The organism is Shewanella sp. T24-MNA-CIBAN-0130, from assembly GCF_040310185.1.
Taxonomy (GTDB): domain Bacteria; phylum Pseudomonadota; class Gammaproteobacteria; order Enterobacterales; family Shewanellaceae; genus Shewanella; species Shewanella psychromarinicola.
The window spans coordinates 145336-161510 of the sequence record NZ_JBEOPP010000003.1 but is presented as its reverse complement, the minus strand read 5'-3'; the positions used below and the strand labels follow the sequence as shown (position 1 = coordinate 161510).

At 41.9% G+C, this 16175-nt stretch carries 17 protein-coding genes; 7 read left to right on the top strand and 10 right to left on the bottom strand.

Annotated features, from left to right (window positions below; all coding sequences use genetic code 11):
- Positions 1-1225 precede the first annotated feature (1225 nt).
- The 10 genes from AAEZ02_RS02500 to AAEZ02_RS02455 form a co-directional block, all read right to left on the bottom strand.
- Positions 1226-2899, bottom strand: coding sequence for an Ig-like domain-containing protein (locus tag AAEZ02_RS02500; protein ID WP_124012473.1), 1674 nt, complete (start codon positions 2897-2899; stop codon positions 1226-1228).
- A 192-nt stretch (positions 2900-3091) separates the two neighbouring features.
- Positions 3092-3727 (bottom strand): response regulator, encoded by a 636-nt coding sequence (locus AAEZ02_RS02495; RefSeq protein WP_124012474.1) that lies wholly within the window; start codon positions 3725-3727, stop codon positions 3092-3094.
- Entirely contained in the window at positions 3712-5124 is a 1413-nt protein-coding gene (locus tag AAEZ02_RS02490) for a sensor histidine kinase (protein WP_124012475.1), read from the bottom strand. The genes AAEZ02_RS02495 and AAEZ02_RS02490 overlap by 16 nt, the downstream gene beginning before the upstream one ends.
- A 155-nt stretch (positions 5125-5279) precedes the next feature.
- Entirely contained in the window at positions 5280-6539 is a 1260-nt protein-coding gene (gene murA / locus AAEZ02_RS02485; protein ID WP_124012476.1) for a UDP-N-acetylglucosamine 1-carboxyvinyltransferase, read from the bottom strand.
- A gap of 15 nt (positions 6540-6554) precedes the next feature.
- Positions 6555-6806, bottom strand: coding sequence for a BolA family protein (locus AAEZ02_RS02480; protein ID WP_101034054.1), 252 nt, complete (start codon positions 6804-6806; stop codon positions 6555-6557).
- Positions 6807-6833: 27 nt separating this feature from the next.
- Positions 6834-7133, bottom strand: coding sequence for an STAS domain-containing protein (locus tag AAEZ02_RS02475; RefSeq protein ID WP_101034053.1), 300 nt, complete (start codon positions 7131-7133; stop codon positions 6834-6836).
- The gene (locus AAEZ02_RS02470) at positions 7130-7729 is read right to left on the bottom strand and encodes an MlaC/ttg2D family ABC transporter substrate-binding protein (protein WP_372491505.1); all 600 of its coding nucleotides are present in this window, start codon (positions 7727-7729) and stop codon (positions 7130-7132) included. The genes AAEZ02_RS02475 and AAEZ02_RS02470 overlap by 4 nt, the downstream gene beginning before the upstream one ends.
- A gap of 79 nt (positions 7730-7808) precedes the next feature.
- Positions 7809-8282, bottom strand: a complete 474-nt coding sequence (mlaD, locus tag AAEZ02_RS02465) for an outer membrane lipid asymmetry maintenance protein MlaD (RefSeq protein WP_101034051.1) — start codon at positions 8280-8282, stop codon at positions 7809-7811.
- Positions 8283-8323: 41 nt separating this feature from the next.
- Positions 8324-9109 (bottom strand): lipid asymmetry maintenance ABC transporter permease subunit MlaE, encoded by a 786-nt coding sequence (gene mlaE / locus AAEZ02_RS02460; RefSeq protein ID WP_101034050.1) that lies wholly within the window; start codon positions 9107-9109, stop codon positions 8324-8326.
- Positions 9096-9920, bottom strand: coding sequence for an ATP-binding cassette domain-containing protein (locus AAEZ02_RS02455; protein ID WP_164839438.1), 825 nt, complete (start codon positions 9918-9920; stop codon positions 9096-9098). Before AAEZ02_RS02455 ends, mlaE begins: the two co-directional genes overlap by 14 nt.
- A 200-nt stretch (positions 9921-10120) precedes the next feature.
- Between AAEZ02_RS02455 and AAEZ02_RS02450 the strand changes: the two genes are divergently transcribed.
- The 7 genes from AAEZ02_RS02450 to AAEZ02_RS02420 all read left to right on the top strand — a co-directional run bounded on the left by AAEZ02_RS02450 (position 10121) and on the right by AAEZ02_RS02420 (position 16155).
- Positions 10121-11083 carry a calcium/sodium antiporter gene (locus tag AAEZ02_RS02450; protein WP_124012479.1) on the top strand — a complete coding sequence of 321 codons (963 nt, stop codon included), beginning with the start codon at positions 10121-10123 and terminating at the stop codon, positions 11081-11083.
- Positions 11084-11128: 45 nt separating this feature from the next.
- Positions 11129-12106: a KpsF/GutQ family sugar-phosphate isomerase gene (locus tag AAEZ02_RS02445; RefSeq protein ID WP_124012480.1), complete on the top strand. Its 978-nt coding sequence runs from the start codon at positions 11129-11131 to the stop codon at positions 12104-12106.
- A gap of 2 nt (positions 12107-12108) precedes the next feature.
- Positions 12109-12675: a 3-deoxy-manno-octulosonate-8-phosphatase KdsC gene (gene kdsC, locus AAEZ02_RS02440; RefSeq protein ID WP_101034049.1), complete on the top strand. Its 567-nt coding sequence runs from the start codon at positions 12109-12111 to the stop codon at positions 12673-12675.
- Positions 12672-13232, top strand: a complete 561-nt coding sequence (gene lptC, locus AAEZ02_RS02435; protein WP_124012481.1) for an LPS export ABC transporter periplasmic protein LptC — start codon at positions 12672-12674, stop codon at positions 13230-13232. The genes kdsC and lptC overlap by 4 nt, the downstream gene beginning before the upstream one ends.
- Positions 13219-13800, top strand: a complete 582-nt coding sequence (lptA, locus tag AAEZ02_RS02430) for a lipopolysaccharide transport periplasmic protein LptA (RefSeq protein WP_124012482.1) — start codon at positions 13219-13221, stop codon at positions 13798-13800. The genes lptC and lptA overlap by 14 nt, the downstream gene beginning before the upstream one ends.
- Positions 13797-14528: an LPS export ABC transporter ATP-binding protein gene (lptB, locus tag AAEZ02_RS02425; protein WP_124012483.1), complete on the top strand. Its 732-nt coding sequence runs from the start codon at positions 13797-13799 to the stop codon at positions 14526-14528. The genes lptA and lptB overlap by 4 nt, the downstream gene beginning before the upstream one ends.
- Before the next feature lie 142 nt (positions 14529-14670).
- Positions 14671-16155 (top strand): RNA polymerase factor sigma-54, encoded by a 1485-nt coding sequence (locus tag AAEZ02_RS02420; RefSeq protein WP_124012484.1) that lies wholly within the window; start codon positions 14671-14673, stop codon positions 16153-16155.
- Positions 16156-16175 lie beyond the last annotated feature (20 nt).

Here is a 16175-nt window from a genome sequence, read left to right as displayed (position 1 = left end):
TATCCACGCTCAGTGCTCTACATACCCAGTCGCTATCCACTTAGATATAAACAATAGTGCTTATCCGAATAGCATTAATTCAATTGAATGGCTTTTTTTGTACAACACTAGCGCTAACGATTCCGCATTTTCTTAGATAAATATATATATAAATATATAAGACAATTTATTCTTTAACTGAAATGCTAAGCCATGTGTTGCTGAAATTTTAGCTTTTTGCTAAGTCGATTAACTAAGTCGATTAGTGACGTCGAATTAAGTAAAACATCTATGGCCTGCCAATGCCTAAAGCAGGCAGGTCTTTTGATGCACTTTTGTCATCCTGATATCATTTTCAGCATAATTGTGGCTAACATATTACTCAATAAGGCAATAACGGATATAGCGATAAGTAAACGCCATAGGCTTTAACGCCTTCATCATGGGCTATTTATCCCTTAGGGGAATTTAGCAACAAAACGATTACCTTGTTCGTCGTCAATAATTGAACTTGAAACGCTTTGACTATGCAGTGAATAACGATGCCGACGACATGCCGTTTTTGAAAACCAAACTATTAATAATTCCCTTTGGGAATAATGTCTCGTTCAACAATAATTACCTTTATAGCATCAGTGTATCCGTCTGCATTGATGTTTTACCCACACTACTTTTTACCCACCGATTGTTGATCTAATTTATCTTTAGACTGTTTGTGTTGATTAATATCTTATGAAGGATACGACTATTGTTACTGTTGAGCGCTAATTTATTCCCCTGCATCACCACGACAACCTAAATCAACTCAATCACTATTTTTAGTGCGGGGTAAGTATTTTATCTTCTTGCAGCTGAGCTTTAGTTTGTTCAACAATGTAAGTCATGATTATATTGTGTAAATTCATTCATGTTAGCGCTACTTGGTAATAACACTCGCTTAATACTGGCGGGATGGTTCAATAACGCCAAATGATGGTTTGAAACTATTTTGCCTTGGTGAATAGTGAGCAACATAAGGTCTTTGATCCATAAACCCCGGCAGTTAAACATTAATGAAAAAAGCCATCAATTAATATTGATGGCTTTTTTCATTAAGCGGTTAATTCGTTAACTCATTTAAGTTACTCAAACAGTTTCATCACAACAGTTACATGGATAATCTAAAACCAGATTATTGACGGCTTCATCATTTAACAATAAAAAAAGCCATGCGGAATACCGCATGGCTTTAAGGTAGCGCTAATGTTTACTTATGCATTTTACCATCAGGTAGTGCTGCTGCTTTATCAGCATAATCAGCATGGCACTCACCGCAAGAGTACTGCGCGGTTGCCCAAGGCATTTGGAACTTACCATCTTCAGTGAACTGCTTCGCGGCAGGGTCTAGGTCAAGAGTAAACAGGTGAGATTTGACGTCACCAAAGGCCGTTGTGCCATCTTTTCCGAAATGTTTTACTGCGCTCTTAGCCAATTTTGGCATATGACAGTCGGTACACTCTGCAACAAACTCATGTACTCCAACGGTAAACTCTTTCTTGTATTCACCCATATGGCAAGAAGAACACTCTTTAACTGCACCAGTATGCAAACCATCAGCACTGTCTGCATTTAAGGTAGACTTGTGAGAATCATGACAAGAGGTACACGCCATACCGCTCTTAGGACCAATTTCGTCACCGGCTTTATAAGTGCCATGGTCTTCAGGTACAACGCCTAACATTTCATCGCCAGTCTGGTGATGCTTTGATAATCCACCACTAGAGATGATACGACCACCGACTTTACTTCCATCAGGGAAGGCATCGTTATAATGGCTAATAAATGTTGGGTAATCTTTCTCACCATCACGAGTATGACACTCGGCGCATGTGACCGCTTTACCATAGCCCATATCATCGGCTAAGAAATCTTCGGTTATACGAGCAACGGCAATCTTAACGATATTTTCTGATGATGGTGCTTTGACATGCTCACTACCCGCGCCATGACAAGATTCACACTGAACGCCTTGCTCTGCAAAGGTACCATCCATGCCAGGAAGATCATCTTGACGTAATGGGCTGCGAGTATCGCCACCTGCTACATCAGTCGTACGTTTCCACCCCGTTGTATGACAGTTACCACAGCTATATTTAACATTGAATTGGTCTCCCTTGTAATCGCCCATAACATCCACATCACCTGGATGATTATCAGGAATATTCAATTCACCAGCAGCATTACGAATATTGTATTGCACGTCTTGACCGGTAACGATGTAGCCATCTTTGTCTAACCAGCGCATTTTCCAACCGTAACCACCAACAGTATATGAGACCTCGTCATAACTTGTTGGTGCACCTAAATCATTATTGGCTGTTGAATTGACCAACAAATCGATAGCGCCAATAATGGTTGTAGCAGGAGTATACGGAAATACCGGAGCATCATTGCCCGGGTTTTTCATGATTTTGAAGTTGTGACCAGTTTTTACAAAAGTCTCGTGCGTATCAGCGTGGCAGGCAGCACAAGATGAAGACCCGACATAGCTTAATGCTTCTGGCTCAGGAATAGCCTCTACGGTTACCGTGGCTACAGCTGATGCTTCGTCGGTGCCATCAGTAATGGTGTAATTAAACGTCACTTCACCGGCTTCTGCACCAGCGGTAAAGTCAACCTTGCCATCTTTAATCACTGCGCTACCAGAATCAACAGAAACAATTGCCAAGGTGTCGCCATCGGCATCGGTGTCATTTGCTAGCACATCAATGGTCACAACTTGTGCAGCCAGAACATTGGCAATATCAGCAGTTGCTACTGGGGGGGTATTTTCATCTGCTGGTGGTGGAGTAACGGTATCGTCATTGTCACTACCACAAGCAACAAGCATGGTAATCATACTGGCAAGAAGTAATTTTTTGTATGGAATTATTGTTTTCATCAGTTCATCCTCAAATTGGCTTTCAATCACTGCACAATGTTGTTGGGCGTGATTGATATGTCTCTTTGGACATATGCTCAGTATTTGCGGATTACCTATAAAGAGATAGATAACGATAGTTCACAGTCTCTAACAACTTGTGAACTATTGTTATCACAATAAACTTAACCAACTGATTTAAATGCATTAAAACTATAATGATAAGTTGTGGTTTTGTAATACGAATTGACCGGTACTTGTTAAAATGTAGATCTTGCTCTCATTTTGCATTACCAAACCTGCTTTTTTTAGCTGGCGTAAGTGGAAATTAAATTTGGTATGGTCTGCAACCCCCACTAATCGGCAAAGATCCATAAACTTTAGCTGCTTATGAGTACCTAACTGCTTAAGTGTTTCGCGTCGCAAGGCGTTTGCTAACGCAGAATAGACACAATCTGGATCGATATCATTGGTTGTTTTTAATAATAGTTTTTCTTGAATACTGCGTTTTATAGTGACAATTAACACCGAACTATTAAAAGGCTTAGTGATAACATTATCGGCACCCTTTTTCATCGCATCCACAGCGGTATCAACCGTGGCATAAGCCGTCACAATGACCACCGCCATATAGGGGTTAAGTTGGCGTAAATTGGAAATGGCCTCAACACCTGTCATACCAGACATCACTAAATCTAACAGAGCAATATCATAATTTTGCTGCTCACAAGCAGTAATTGCAGCTTCACCACTGTCAACACCGGTGACTTGATAGCCTTCAAGTTGAAGAATATCGACCATATTTCGCCTAAGTTCATGATCGTCTTCTGCAATTAACACGTTAACCATTCACACTCCCCCCCTGTGGCAAAACGGATAAGTACTCTAGTACCAACGCCTTTGGCACTGATAATGTTCATTTTCCCTTTATGAGCACTGACAATTTGCTTACAAATAGCCAAGCCTAATCCCGTTCCCTTACCTATAGGTTTAGTTGAGTAAAACAATTCTGTGGCTTGTTGCTGCGTTTGCTCATTCATTCCATCGCCATAGTCTCTGACTTCAAATAAAACCTGATGCTCATCTCTAGTGACGCTGATATCGATATGAGAGTTATGACCACTGGCATCCATGGCGTTATTAAGTAAGTTAATTAATAACTCTTCCAACTTCACCTTCTGACCAATGATACTTAAGGATGGATCACAATCAATATTGATAACGTAAGGGACAATTTTATGACTCATTAATTGCTTAGCGCCATAAATGACATCACAAAAATACACCTTTTGAGCGTTACCCAAATCGGTGTGAGCATAGGCCAGTAATTCTTTACTGATAACAGATGCCCTATCAATGCCTAAGCGCGCTCTATTAATATAATCCGTTAACTCATCCAACTTCACTGGAAGTTTTCGTTCGAGTAAATCCAATGCCAAAGTAGAAGAAGCCAAAGGGTTATTAATTTCATGGGCTATTCCCATCGCTAAATGCCCAATGGCTTTATATTTATCCGCTTCAATAGCTCGCTTCAGCTTAGCCTCTGTGGCCATTTCTTTCTCAATATCAAAAATATTGAGTGCCTTGTAGAGCGTGATCAACACAAAAGTGGCCGCTAAGGTTCTATACACTGGAACGGAAGAATGAAGCTCTGTCGGCACTAAACCAGCCAATACACCGTAGATAAATAACCCAACACCAGTGGCAATAAAATACTGCCCATATTCGTGACTATCCTGACGCAATTGATGACCATAAACAGCGATACCCACTCCGGCTAAGGTGGCACTACCAAAGCCGAGTAAAAAACGAGTGTAGCTGGCAGCTTGTGCAAATGTTTCCGCCAGCACTGAACTCCTTTGATATAAGAACAACATCACCAGAATATAAATCACCATAATTGCTGCGGTAATAAACTGGCCTATTCTTGCACACGTTTTAGGGCAAATTCGGAATAAAAGCCAAGCAAAAATCATCAAGCCAGCAAAAGAAAGTGACAGTTTTATCACTCTTAACCATTGCACCACAGAATGATATTTTGGCGAGATATCATCACTGAATAAGATGGCGTATAGCTCAGACCACTCATGAAAAGCATGAAAGAAACCAAAAAGCGCCAGCGCCCATAACGTCTCAGATATAGATAGCTGACTATATTTAAAATTCCGAAACACCACCACGCAACCAATCGCAAAAAACACGAGGCCGTAAAATAAATAAATGTTAAACGTGATGAAAGTCGTCATCACAACACATTAACAGTTTACCATTATGAAGAAGTGATCAGCTTTGCAATTACTTTGCGATGCGGTGAGGTTTATTTAAGAATTTTTGACACATATCAAATAAAAAACCGCACGGTTAAGTGCGGTCTTAGTGAATAAGCAAGTATTATATTAAGTTAGCTAACGCGGATAACTTCGCCGCCTAGCCCTTTGAATTTTGCTTCTATGTGCTCATAACCACGATCTAAATGGTAGATACGAGCCACTGTCGTGGTTCCTTCAGCCATTAAGCCGGCAATCACTAAGCTGGCCGAGGCACGTAAATCGGTCGCCATCACTTGGGCACCATTTAAACGCTCAATACCATGAATAATGCAGGTATTACCTTCCAGCTCTAAATTAGCCCCCATACGGCTTAATTCTGGCACATGCATAAACCGATTTTCAAAAATCGTCTCAGTCACTCTACCCGTCCCGTCTGCCAGCGCATTTAACACACAAAATTGCGCCTGCATGTCGGTCGGAAATCCAGGGTAAGGTGCCGTTTTAATGTTTACGGCTTTTGGACGTTGGCCTTTCATATCAAGCTCAATCCAATCTTCGCCTGTGGTGATCTCGGCACCGGCGTCTTCAAGCTTGGATAATACCGACTCTAATCCAATAGGGTCTGCTGACACACAACGAATTTTGCCACGCGTTACCGCCGCCGCAACCAGGAATGACCCTGTTTCGATACGATCAGGCATCACGCGATATTCACAACCGGATAAACGCTCCACCCCTTCAATCGTTAACGTGGCAGAACCAACACCGGTGATTTTCGCACCCATAGCAATTAAGCAATTTGCTAAATCAGTCACTTCAGGCTCACGAGCAGCATTTTCAATAACCGTTGTGCCATCCGCTAGCGCGGCTGCCATAAGCAAGTTTTCTGTTGCGCCGACACTGACCATATCCATAAAGATATGGGCGCCTTTTAAACGGCCATCAACTCGCGCTTTGATGTAGCCCTCTTTAACTTCAATCTTGGCCCCCATTAACTCCAAGCCGTGCAAATGCAAATTGACCGGACGGGCGCCGATAGCACAACCGCCGGGTAAAGAAACGTCTGCAGTACCATAACGGGCAAGCAGTGGGCCTAAAATAAGAATAGAAGCACGCATTGTTTTGACTAAGTCATAAGGGGCACAATAGTTATTTAAATGCGTGGTTGAAATACGAATGCGGCTATCGCCTAAGTCTTCAACCTCTGCGCCTAAACAACGTAACAGTTCGCAACTGGTGATGACGTCACGAAGTTTAGGTACATTTGAAACAATAAAATCTGTTTCTGCTAGTACGCCAGCCATTAAAATTGGCAATGCTGCGTTTTTTGCACCCGAGATCACGACTTCGCCAGCTAAAGGATTACTGGCTTTAATAGTTAATTTATCCAATGTGAATCTCAGTTGTTACATATTGAAAAGTTTTTCACGCTTCCACTGGGTAGGCGTAAAAGTTTTAATCGTTAATGCGTGCAATTCACCATTGGCAATCTGCTCCGCTAAATGGGTATAAATCGCCTGCTGTTGTTTTACGCGGCTCATGCCGTCAAAACATTCGCCCACAGCGACCACTTTGTAGTGGCTACCATCAGAGGTCACATGCGCTTCTGTTAGCGACAACGCCTCGGTTAAAAGTTGTTCAATATCTTTGCATTCCATGAAATCAATTACCTTTACTATTCAATTCTATACTTGGCTGAAAAAAGCGTCTAAATCATAAAGCTCAATCATTTTCTTGAGCTGAACACTTGGATTAACCAATTGACGTGACACACTTGTTTCCTGACTGCTTGAAACATGCAGTTTGATTAACGCTAATAACAATGCAACACCTGCACTGTCGACGTATTCCACTGCTGATAAGTCTACCACTTGGGTTGATGCAGTAAACAATTCATGGCGTTTAGGCCACAATTGTTTCACCTCATCTTGAGTTAACCGACCGCTAACAATGCAACGGTCGTCTTGTTGATTAAAGGTAATCACGCAGCTGCAGCTTCTTTTGCAGGTTGACGATCAATTCTCTGCTGGGTTTTATCATTCAACATGGTAATAACCGCTTCAATACCTTGCTGACGGATTAAATTCGAAATTTCAGATTGCTTAGAGGCCAATAAGCTCACGCCTTCCGCCACTAAATCAAATGCTTTCCAAGTGTTGTCTTTTAAACGACGCGCTTTAAATTGAATTTTAATCGGTGGACGACCTTGCTCAAGGATCTGGACGTTCACTTCAACTATTTTCTCATCGCTAAAATCTCTCGGCGGATCAAAAGCGACTTTTTGATCAGTATATTCTGTTAATGCTTGCGCATAGGTCGCGACTAGATACCCTTCAAAAGCTTCAACAAAACGATTACGTTGATCTACCGTTGTATCACTTAAATACTGCCCCATCACTTTGTAAGCGGCATATTTATAATCGACATAAGGCATAAGCTCTTCTCGAACAATCACTTTCAAGTGACTTAAATCATTATTAATTAACGTGTTGTCTGATTTAAATCGATCAAAAGTCATATTAGATACTTGTTTGATCATCTCATAAGGGTCATTGGTATTAACCTCATCATTGGCAGCCATAGCACCTTGACTTATCACAACACTGCCCACTAGGCATAAAGCAATAACACGACTAAAAAATATTTTCATAATAGGGATCCTATTTATCTGCAGATGACATACTGTACAAAAGTTGACCAATCAAATCTTCTAAAATCAATGCTCCACGAGTGTCATGTACTTTATCGCCATCGGCAAGCATCGAAATATCATCGTCCATAAACCCAGGCGTTAAGCCAATAAATTGCTCCCCGAGTAACCCTGAAGTCAAAATGGCCAAACTGCTCGTTTCAGGGAATTTATCGAAACGCTTATCCATTGTTAACGTCACAATAGGCACTAATTTATGGCTATCAAGGGCAACATCAGTCACGCGACCAACCACTACGCCACCGACTTTTACAGGCGAACGTACTTTTAGTCCGCCAATATTGTTAAACTCAGCCACTAATGTATAAGTCTGGGCATCGGTTTTTACTTTAACATTAGCAACATTGAATACTAATACACAAAATGCCAATAGACCTGACAATAAAAACACGCCTACTAATAACTCAATTTTCCGTGTCAACATACTATTAAACCACTTAAATTAATCTAAATAATGAAAAAATCTTAATTTCCGAACATGATTGCTGTCAGCAAAAAGTCCAGTGCTAAAACAGCTAAGCTTGCCTGCACAACCGTTGAGGTTGTCGCACGGCTAATGCCTTCTGGATTGGGTTCGACTTCATAACCTCGGTACAAGGCTATCCATGTGACCACCACACCAAAAATAACACTTTTTATCAAGCAATTAACAATATCTTGTCGCCACTCAACCGATGCTTGAAGAATAGACCAAAACGCACCACTATCAATACCTTTCCATTCAACACCGACTAAATGTCCACCAAAAATACCCACCAAACTAAACATTAGTGCGAGTAATGGCATACTGATAACACCTGCCCAAAAGCGCGGCGCAATGATTTGCCTTAAAGGGTCTATCGCCATCATTTCTAAACTTGACAATTGTTCAGTCGATTTCATTAGACCAATTTCGGCGGTTAGCGCCGAGCCCGCTCGTCCGGCAAATAATAACGCGGCAACAACGGGTCCAAGTTCTCGTAATAAGCTTAACGCCACCATTGGGCCTAAACTTTCTTCAGTACCAAACCCAACTAAAATATTATATCCCTGTAGGGCTAATACCATGCCAATAAACAAGCCTGATACTATAATGATAACCATAGAACGGACACCAAGCACATAAATCTGCTTGATAAGTAATGGCGTGCCTTTTTTGATATTCGGAACACGCACGATCGCGCGCCATAACATGATGCCAGCCCGACCGAGGCCCTGCACGAGTTTCAGTGCATATGCGCCAATATCGGCAATATAATCAATTGCGCCCACGAAGTAGCTCCTCTTGATAATCCTCTGCAGGATAATGGAATGGCACAGGGCCATCTGGTGCGCCTTGAATAAATTGGATCAACTGCGGATTGTCAGATTGACGTAATTGCTCTGGGGTACCATGAGCAATGACTTTTTTGTCTGCTATTACATAGACATAATCTGCAATACCTAATACTTCATCCACATCGTGAGAGACCACCACAGAAGTCAGTTTTAATGAATCCGACAACTCACGAATAAGTTTTACCAGCATCCCCATTGAAATTGGATCTTGTCCCGCAAATGGCTCATCGTACATCACCATTTCAGGTTCTAGTGCAATCGCCCTAGCCAATGCTGCTCGACGCTGCATACCACCGGATAATTCGTTAGGCATCATATACGCTGCACCACGAAGACCTACCGCTTGCAGCTTCATCAATACAATGGAGCGGATAATATCTTCTGGTAATCCAGAATGTTCTCTCAATGCAAATGCCACGTTATCGAATACATTAAGGTCGGTAAATAATGCACCGCTTTGAAACAGCATACTCATCCGCTTGCGCAATTCAAAAAGTTCCTTGCGCTTAAGCTTATGTAAATCGTGACCGTCGAACAAGACTTGTCCGGTATTAGGGGTTAACTGTCCCCCAATCAATTTTAACAAGGTGGTTTTACCAATACCACTAGGTCCCATAATTGCCGTTACTTTGCCTTTGGGGATCGATAAAGAAATATCGTTAAAAATCACGCGCGAACCATGGCTAAAGGCCATATGGTTGACTTCGACCAAAGGATTATTATTTGATTTACTCATATCAGACATTGGCGTTGAGGAGATAACTGCCTTCCTTGCATTAAGTTAAGGTGTAAATTGTACTGTAATTGTCGATTAAGCGACAACTATATCCATATCACCACACATCATTTCGAGTACAATTACTGTGCAATGCTTTCAATTTGACTTTCAATTTGATAAAAATCCAGCGAAAATGCTCGTTAATTAATGATCACTATCGGAATCACATGCTAGTTAATATTCTAATGTTAGTTGCTGGCCTTGCTGTTTTAGTTTGGAGTGCGGATAGATTTGTTTACGGAGCGGCGGCATTTGCGCGAAATTTAGGCTTGCCTCCCATGTTAATTGGATTGACCATTGTTGCGATGGGTAGCTCTGCACCTGAAATGTTTGTTGCAGCTACGGCCTCAATGGATGGCATGCGTGATACCGCCGTGGGTAACGTACTGGGCTCAAACATTGCTAACATCACCTTAATATTAGGATTAACCGCCTTACTTGGCGCCATTAGCGTAGCCTCAAAGACCTTAAAACGCGAAATACCTATTATGCTAGCCGCCACGGTATTTGCTGGCTATACCCTGCATGATAATGTGCTAACACGAGCAGAAGGTATCATGCTCATCGTGGTACTTTTCGTGTTAATGGGATATTTCATTTGGCAAGCGACTCATGATAGAACAACCGACAGCTTAGATACTGAACTTGGATCTGATATCCCTAAAAATGTCTCAACCTTTCATGCTATCATTTGGCTAATCGTCGGTATTATATTCCTCCCGCTATCAGCGAGTTGGATGGTAGATGGTGCTGTGGGTATTGCAAAGTTTTATGGCTTGTCAGATCTTGTCATTGGATTAACCATTATTGCAGTGGGAACAAGCCTACCAGAATTAGCAGCCTGTATTGCTGGCGTATTAAAAAAAGAACACGATCTCGCTATTGGTAATATCGTTGGATCGAATTTATTTAACATTCTTGCCGTACTGGCACTACCAGGGTTAATTGCCCCTGGCGAAATAGATGCCTCTGCCAGTGGAAGAGACTTCTATATGGTATTGGGCACCAGTACTGCATTAGCCGTTTTAGTATTATCCAGTGGCACCAAGCAACAACTGACTCGTTGGCATGGCGCACTATTATTAATCACCTTTATTGCGTACCAAATTATTGTATTTCAATCCCATTAGATTGGAGCATTAAAGGTAAAGTCTTAAGCTAAAAGAGAGAGCCGTATGGTAAATCAAACTCAATTTCGTCAATGGGGCCGTAAAGTCATTGATATTGAAAAAGCTGCTTTAGATAATTTATATCAATATGTGGACTCAGTTGAGTTTGGCCAAGCATGTGAACTCATTATGCAGTGCAAAGGCAAAGTGATTGTCATGGGAATGGGCAAATCGGGTCATATCGGTAATAAAATATCCGCGACGTTTGCCAGTACCGGCACGCCGGCATTTTTTGTTCATCCTGGTGAGGCCAGTCATGGTGATTTAGGCGCATTGGCTAAGAACGATATTGTACTGGCGATTTCCAATTCAGGTGAATCGAGCGAAATACTCACGTTAATGCCTGTGATTCAACGTATGGGCGTGCCTGTTATTGCCGTAACAGGTAAACCAGACTCTAACATGGCGCGTTTATCTAAAATTCATTTATGCATTGAAGTACAAGAAGAAGCATGCCCGTTAGGATTAGCGCCGACGTCTAGCACCACTGCTACGCTAGCAATGGGTGATGCATTAGCCATTGCATTGTTGCAAGCAAAAGGGTTTACCCGTGATGACTTTGCCTTATCACATCCTGGTGGCTCATTGGGGCGAAAATTATTACTAAAAGTAGACGATGTCATGCATAAAGGCGATGATTTGCCTATCGTCAGTGATGCTATTTGTATTACTGAAGCGCTTTATGAAATATCTAAAAAAGGCCTTGGCATGACGGCGGTAGTCAACCATGAAGCCAAACTAGTGGGTATTTTTACTGATGGTGATTTACGCCGGGTCATCGATGCCGAAGTGAACCTTCGTACCACTTCGATAGCCCTGGTGATGACCAAAAACTGTGTGACCTGCCCCACGGGTATTTTAGCTGCACAAGCGCTACAAATCATGGATGAAAAAAACATCAACGGACTGGTTGTCGTCAATGAAAAACACCAACCGATCGGGGCATTAAACATGCTCGATATGGTTAAAGCTGGAGTCATTTAATCATGTCAGAATCAACCTCGTGTCACCAAGGATTTTACGGCCCTATCAGTAATGATATTTGGCAGCGAGCTCAGAAAATTAAACTGTTAATCTGTGATGTCGATGGGGTCTTTTCAGATGGACGTATTTATCTCAGTAATGCTGGCGAAGAACTCAAAGCCTTTCATACTCGCGATGGCTACGGTATACGCTCAGTTCTCACTAGCGATATTCATGTTGCCGTCATTACAGGTCGTCAATCAAAAATTGTCGAAACCCGAATGACCGGATTAGGAATCAAACATATTTATCAAGGCATTGATAATAAATTTGAACCTTTTGAGCAACTTATGTCGCTGTATAATGTAAGCGCCGAACAAGTAGCCTACATTGGCGATGACATGGTTGATCTGCCCGTAATGAAAGCCGTAGGTCTCTCCGTGTGTGTCGGCGATGGTCATCCGTTTGTAAAACGACATTGTCACATGACAACGACCTTAAACGGCGGACATGGAGCTTTGCGAGAACTGACTGACTTATTACTCTTAAGCCAAGATAAATTTGCCAGTGCTCATGGAATGAGTATATGAATCGGATCACCCTAAGTATTGTGGCTTTTTTTGGTCTTGCTTTTATGTTGTACTGGCAAGCACAAATAAAACGCAGTGAAATGGACTCGGTGAAAGTACCTGGTATTGAGCGCCCTGACTTTATTGCAGATAACCTACGCACCACGGAATTCAATCAACAAGGTTTTGTCGAAAGTCGAGTCAGCGCCGAGCACATGGAGCATTATGCTTCAAGTGACATCACTCACTTTACCAAACCGATATACCTCATTTACCCTGAAAATGGTAAAGCACAATGGCAATTAAGTGCAGATCGAGGACAATTGAATAAAAACACCAGCAAAGTCATATTAGAAAACAATGTTATTATTGATGCCATTGATATAGAAGAACCCCTGCAGTCATTGAGTACCCAAGCGGTGACGGTAGACTTAACCACTATGATAGGCACCTCACAAGAGATGGTGTATATCAAAGGCAAAGGGTTTATTATTAAAGGCTTAGGCCTACATGCTGACTTGAATTCGCAACAATTATCGCTACTGAGCCAGGTAGAAGGAACATATGAGCCACATTAATCGTCTCCACACTCGCGCCAATGTTATGTTATTGAGCAGCATACTTTGCCTGTTGAGTTTGCCTGCTATGGCGAAACAAGGTGATCTGAAACAAGAATTAAAAATTGTTGCGGTTAGCCAATTTGCTGACATAAAAAATAACCAAATCATTTTTAATGGTCCGGTTAAGATTGTCCAAGGCAGTATTAATATCAATGCTGATGAATTACGGGCGTTTACCCCCGAAAACAGCACCAGTAAGAAACTTATCGCCACTGGCAAACCCGCGACGTTTTCACAAGAATTAGATGACGGTCAAATTGGTACTGCCAGTGCCGACGAAATATCCTATGACCTTGCGACTACCACGCTAACATTGACAGGTAATGCCAAACTTAATCAATCGGGTAGCCAAGTGACCGGTAATCGAATTAAGTACAACATCAATGCGCAAGAGCTTATTGCTGAAAGTTCGGGCACAGGGCAAGATCGGGTTATCACCATTATTCAACCTGAGAATTTCCAAGACGAGTCTGCGCCAAAGCAAAAACTCCCTGAAATCCCAGTTAAAAAGCAGATCAAACCATGACCCAAATAACCTTAACCGCTGAAAATCTGGCTAAAAGCTATAAAGATCGTCAAGTTGTTAAAGATGTCAGTTTAACGGTTAAAACAGGCCAAATTGTTGGGCTTTTAGGCCCCAATGGTGCAGGTAAAACAACCACCTTTTATATGGTTGTCGGCCTAGTGAAAAGTGATAAGGGTCGAATTTTAATTGATGATGACGATCTCACTGACGATCCAATGCATCTGCGAGCTCGCAAAGGCATTGGTTACTTACCACAAGAAGCCAGTATTTTCCGTAAACTCACAGTGTATGACAACATTATGGCCGTGTTGCAAACCCGCAAAGAACTCAGTACAAACCAACGTATTGAACAGCTTGAGCATCTATTAGAAGAGTTCCATATTACCCATATTCGAGACAGCCTAGGCATGTCGTTATCGGGTGGTGAACGTCGTCGTGTTGAAATTGCGCGCGCTTTAGCCGCCAATCCAAAATTTATTCTACTCGATGAGCCCTTTGCTGGTGTTGATCCGATTTCTGTCATCGACATAAAAAAAATCATTCAACAACTTAAAAGCCGAGGTCTAGGAGTATTAATTACCGACCATAACGTACGTGAAACGTTAGATGTCTGTGAGCGAGCTTATATCGTCAGCCAAGGTAATTTAATTGCCGAAGGCACACCTGATGAGGTATTGAGCAATCAACAAGTTCGGGCGGTGTACTTAGGTGAACAATTCAAGCTATAGTTACTTTACGGGCCTTTAGTCTATCTAACTCATTTGATTGAACGATATCTAAACAGCGTTAAACATCATTGATGTACGTGACAATCCATTACAGTTTTATAAATTGTCACTTTTATGGAAATCATCTAGGGATAAGCGGTAAATGAAAGCGTCACTCCAACTTAAAATGGGTCAACACTTAACCATGACCCCACAATTGCAGCAAGCCATTCGCTTACTGCAATTATCGTCATTGGAGCTACAGCAAGAAATCCAACAAGCATTGGATTCAAATCCATTACTTGAAATAGAAGATGAGTTTTCTGAAGCAAAAGACCCCGTAAAAGAAAATCGCGACCAAGCTGATACAGACTTCAGTGACAACAGCATTGTCAATATTGAAAAAGACACCTCAACAGTCGACACAGCAGAATCTATGACCAAAGAAACCATGGATGATTTAGCCATGGATACTACATGGGATGAAGTGTACACCGCCTCGCCGATGTCAGGTTCAGGTAGTGCTAGCATGCGCGATGATGACATGCCGTTTCAAGGTGAAACCACCGAAGGTCTGTATGAACATTTAGAATGGCAGAAAAATCTCACTCCATTTTCAGAGACCGATCTTGCCATTGCCACAGCGATCATCGACGCCGTGGATGAACGCGGTTATTTAACCCAAAGTACCGACGATATTCTCGAAGCCATGGGTGACGAAAATGTTGAGTTAGATGAAGTTGAAGCTGTATTAAAACGAATTCAACACTTTGATCCCGTTGGTGTTGCTGCACGTGATTTAAGTGAATGTTTATTGATCCAATTAGCGCAATTCTCTAACACCACACCCCATATCGATAATGCCCGTTTGCTAATCAAAGACTATTTAACCTTAATTGCTGGGCGTGATTTTAGATTATTGATGCGCAAAACTAAGCTAAAAGAAAATGAGTTACGTGACGCCATCACCCTAATCCAATCACTCAATCCTCGTCCAGGCTTATTGATCACCGCCACCGATGACGAATTCGTTATTCCCGATGTCACGGTACTAAAGAAAAATGGCCGTTGGGTTGTAGAGTTAAACCCAGACAATATGCCCAAAATTGGCGTTAATCAGCAATACGCCGCCATGGCTAGAAGCAGTAAAAATCAGTCTGACAGTCAATTTATTCGAGGCCATTTGCAAGAGGCTAAATGGTTTATTAAAAGTATCGAAAGCCGCAATGATACTCTACTCAAAGTGGCAAATTGCATTGTGCAATTTCAGCAAGGCTTCTTTGAATACGGTGAAGAAGCCATGAAACCTATGGTGCTAAATGATATTGCTGAAGCAGTAGAAATGCATGAATCGACAATTTCACGAGTCACCACACAAAAATATATGCACACCCCACGTGGACTATTTGAACTAAAGTACTTCTTCTCTAGCCATGTCAGCACTGACGATGGCGGGGAATGCTCATCAACAGCAATTCGTGCTTTTATCAAAAAGCTGGTTGCCGCAGAAAACCAGAAAAAACCATTGAGTGACAGTAAAATGGCTCAACTTCTGGCAGAACAAGGCATAAACGTTGCTCGTCGTACGATTGCAAAATACCGAGAAGCAATGCTAATCCCGCCCTCAAACCAACGTAAGAGTTTATAACCTACAAGGTTGTGGAGGAT

Coding starts and splice junctions, on each gene's coding strand:
- mlaD (WP_101034051.1), bottom strand. CDS start 8,282: ATGTTGACACGGAAAATTGAGTTATTAGTAGGCGTGTTTTTATTGTCA.
- lptB (WP_124012483.1), top strand. CDS start 13,797: ATGACCCAAATAACCTTAACCGCTGAAAATCTGGCTAAAAGCTATAAA.
- AAEZ02_RS02445 (WP_124012480.1), top strand. CDS start 11,129: ATGGTAAATCAAACTCAATTTCGTCAATGGGGCCGTAAAGTCATTGAT.
- lptC (WP_124012481.1), top strand. CDS start 12,672: ATGAATCGGATCACCCTAAGTATTGTGGCTTTTTTTGGTCTTGCTTTT.
- AAEZ02_RS02500 (WP_124012473.1), bottom strand. CDS start 2,899: ATGAAAACAATAATTCCATACAAAAAATTACTTCTTGCCAGTATGATT.
- AAEZ02_RS02450 (WP_124012479.1), top strand. CDS start 10,121: ATGCTAGTTAATATTCTAATGTTAGTTGCTGGCCTTGCTGTTTTAGTT.
- AAEZ02_RS02420 (WP_124012484.1), top strand. CDS start 14,671: ATGAAAGCGTCACTCCAACTTAAAATGGGTCAACACTTAACCATGACC.
- AAEZ02_RS02495 (WP_124012474.1), bottom strand. CDS start 3,727: ATGGTTAACGTGTTAATTGCAGAAGACGATCATGAACTTAGGCGAAAT.
- AAEZ02_RS02470 (WP_372491505.1), bottom strand. CDS start 7,729: ATGGCTGCCAATGATGAGGTTAATACCAATGACCCTTATGAGATGATC.
- lptA (WP_124012482.1), top strand. CDS start 13,219: ATGAGCCACATTAATCGTCTCCACACTCGCGCCAATGTTATGTTATTG.
- AAEZ02_RS02480 (WP_101034054.1), bottom strand. CDS start 6,806: ATGGAATGCAAAGATATTGAACAACTTTTAACCGAGGCGTTGTCGCTA.
- AAEZ02_RS02455 (WP_164839438.1), bottom strand. CDS start 9,920: ATGTCTGATATGAGTAAATCAAATAATAATCCTTTGGTCGAAGTCAAC.
- kdsC (WP_101034049.1), top strand. CDS start 12,109: ATGTCAGAATCAACCTCGTGTCACCAAGGATTTTACGGCCCTATCAGT.
- AAEZ02_RS02490 (WP_124012475.1), bottom strand. CDS start 5,124: ATGACGACTTTCATCACGTTTAACATTTATTTATTTTACGGCCTCGTG.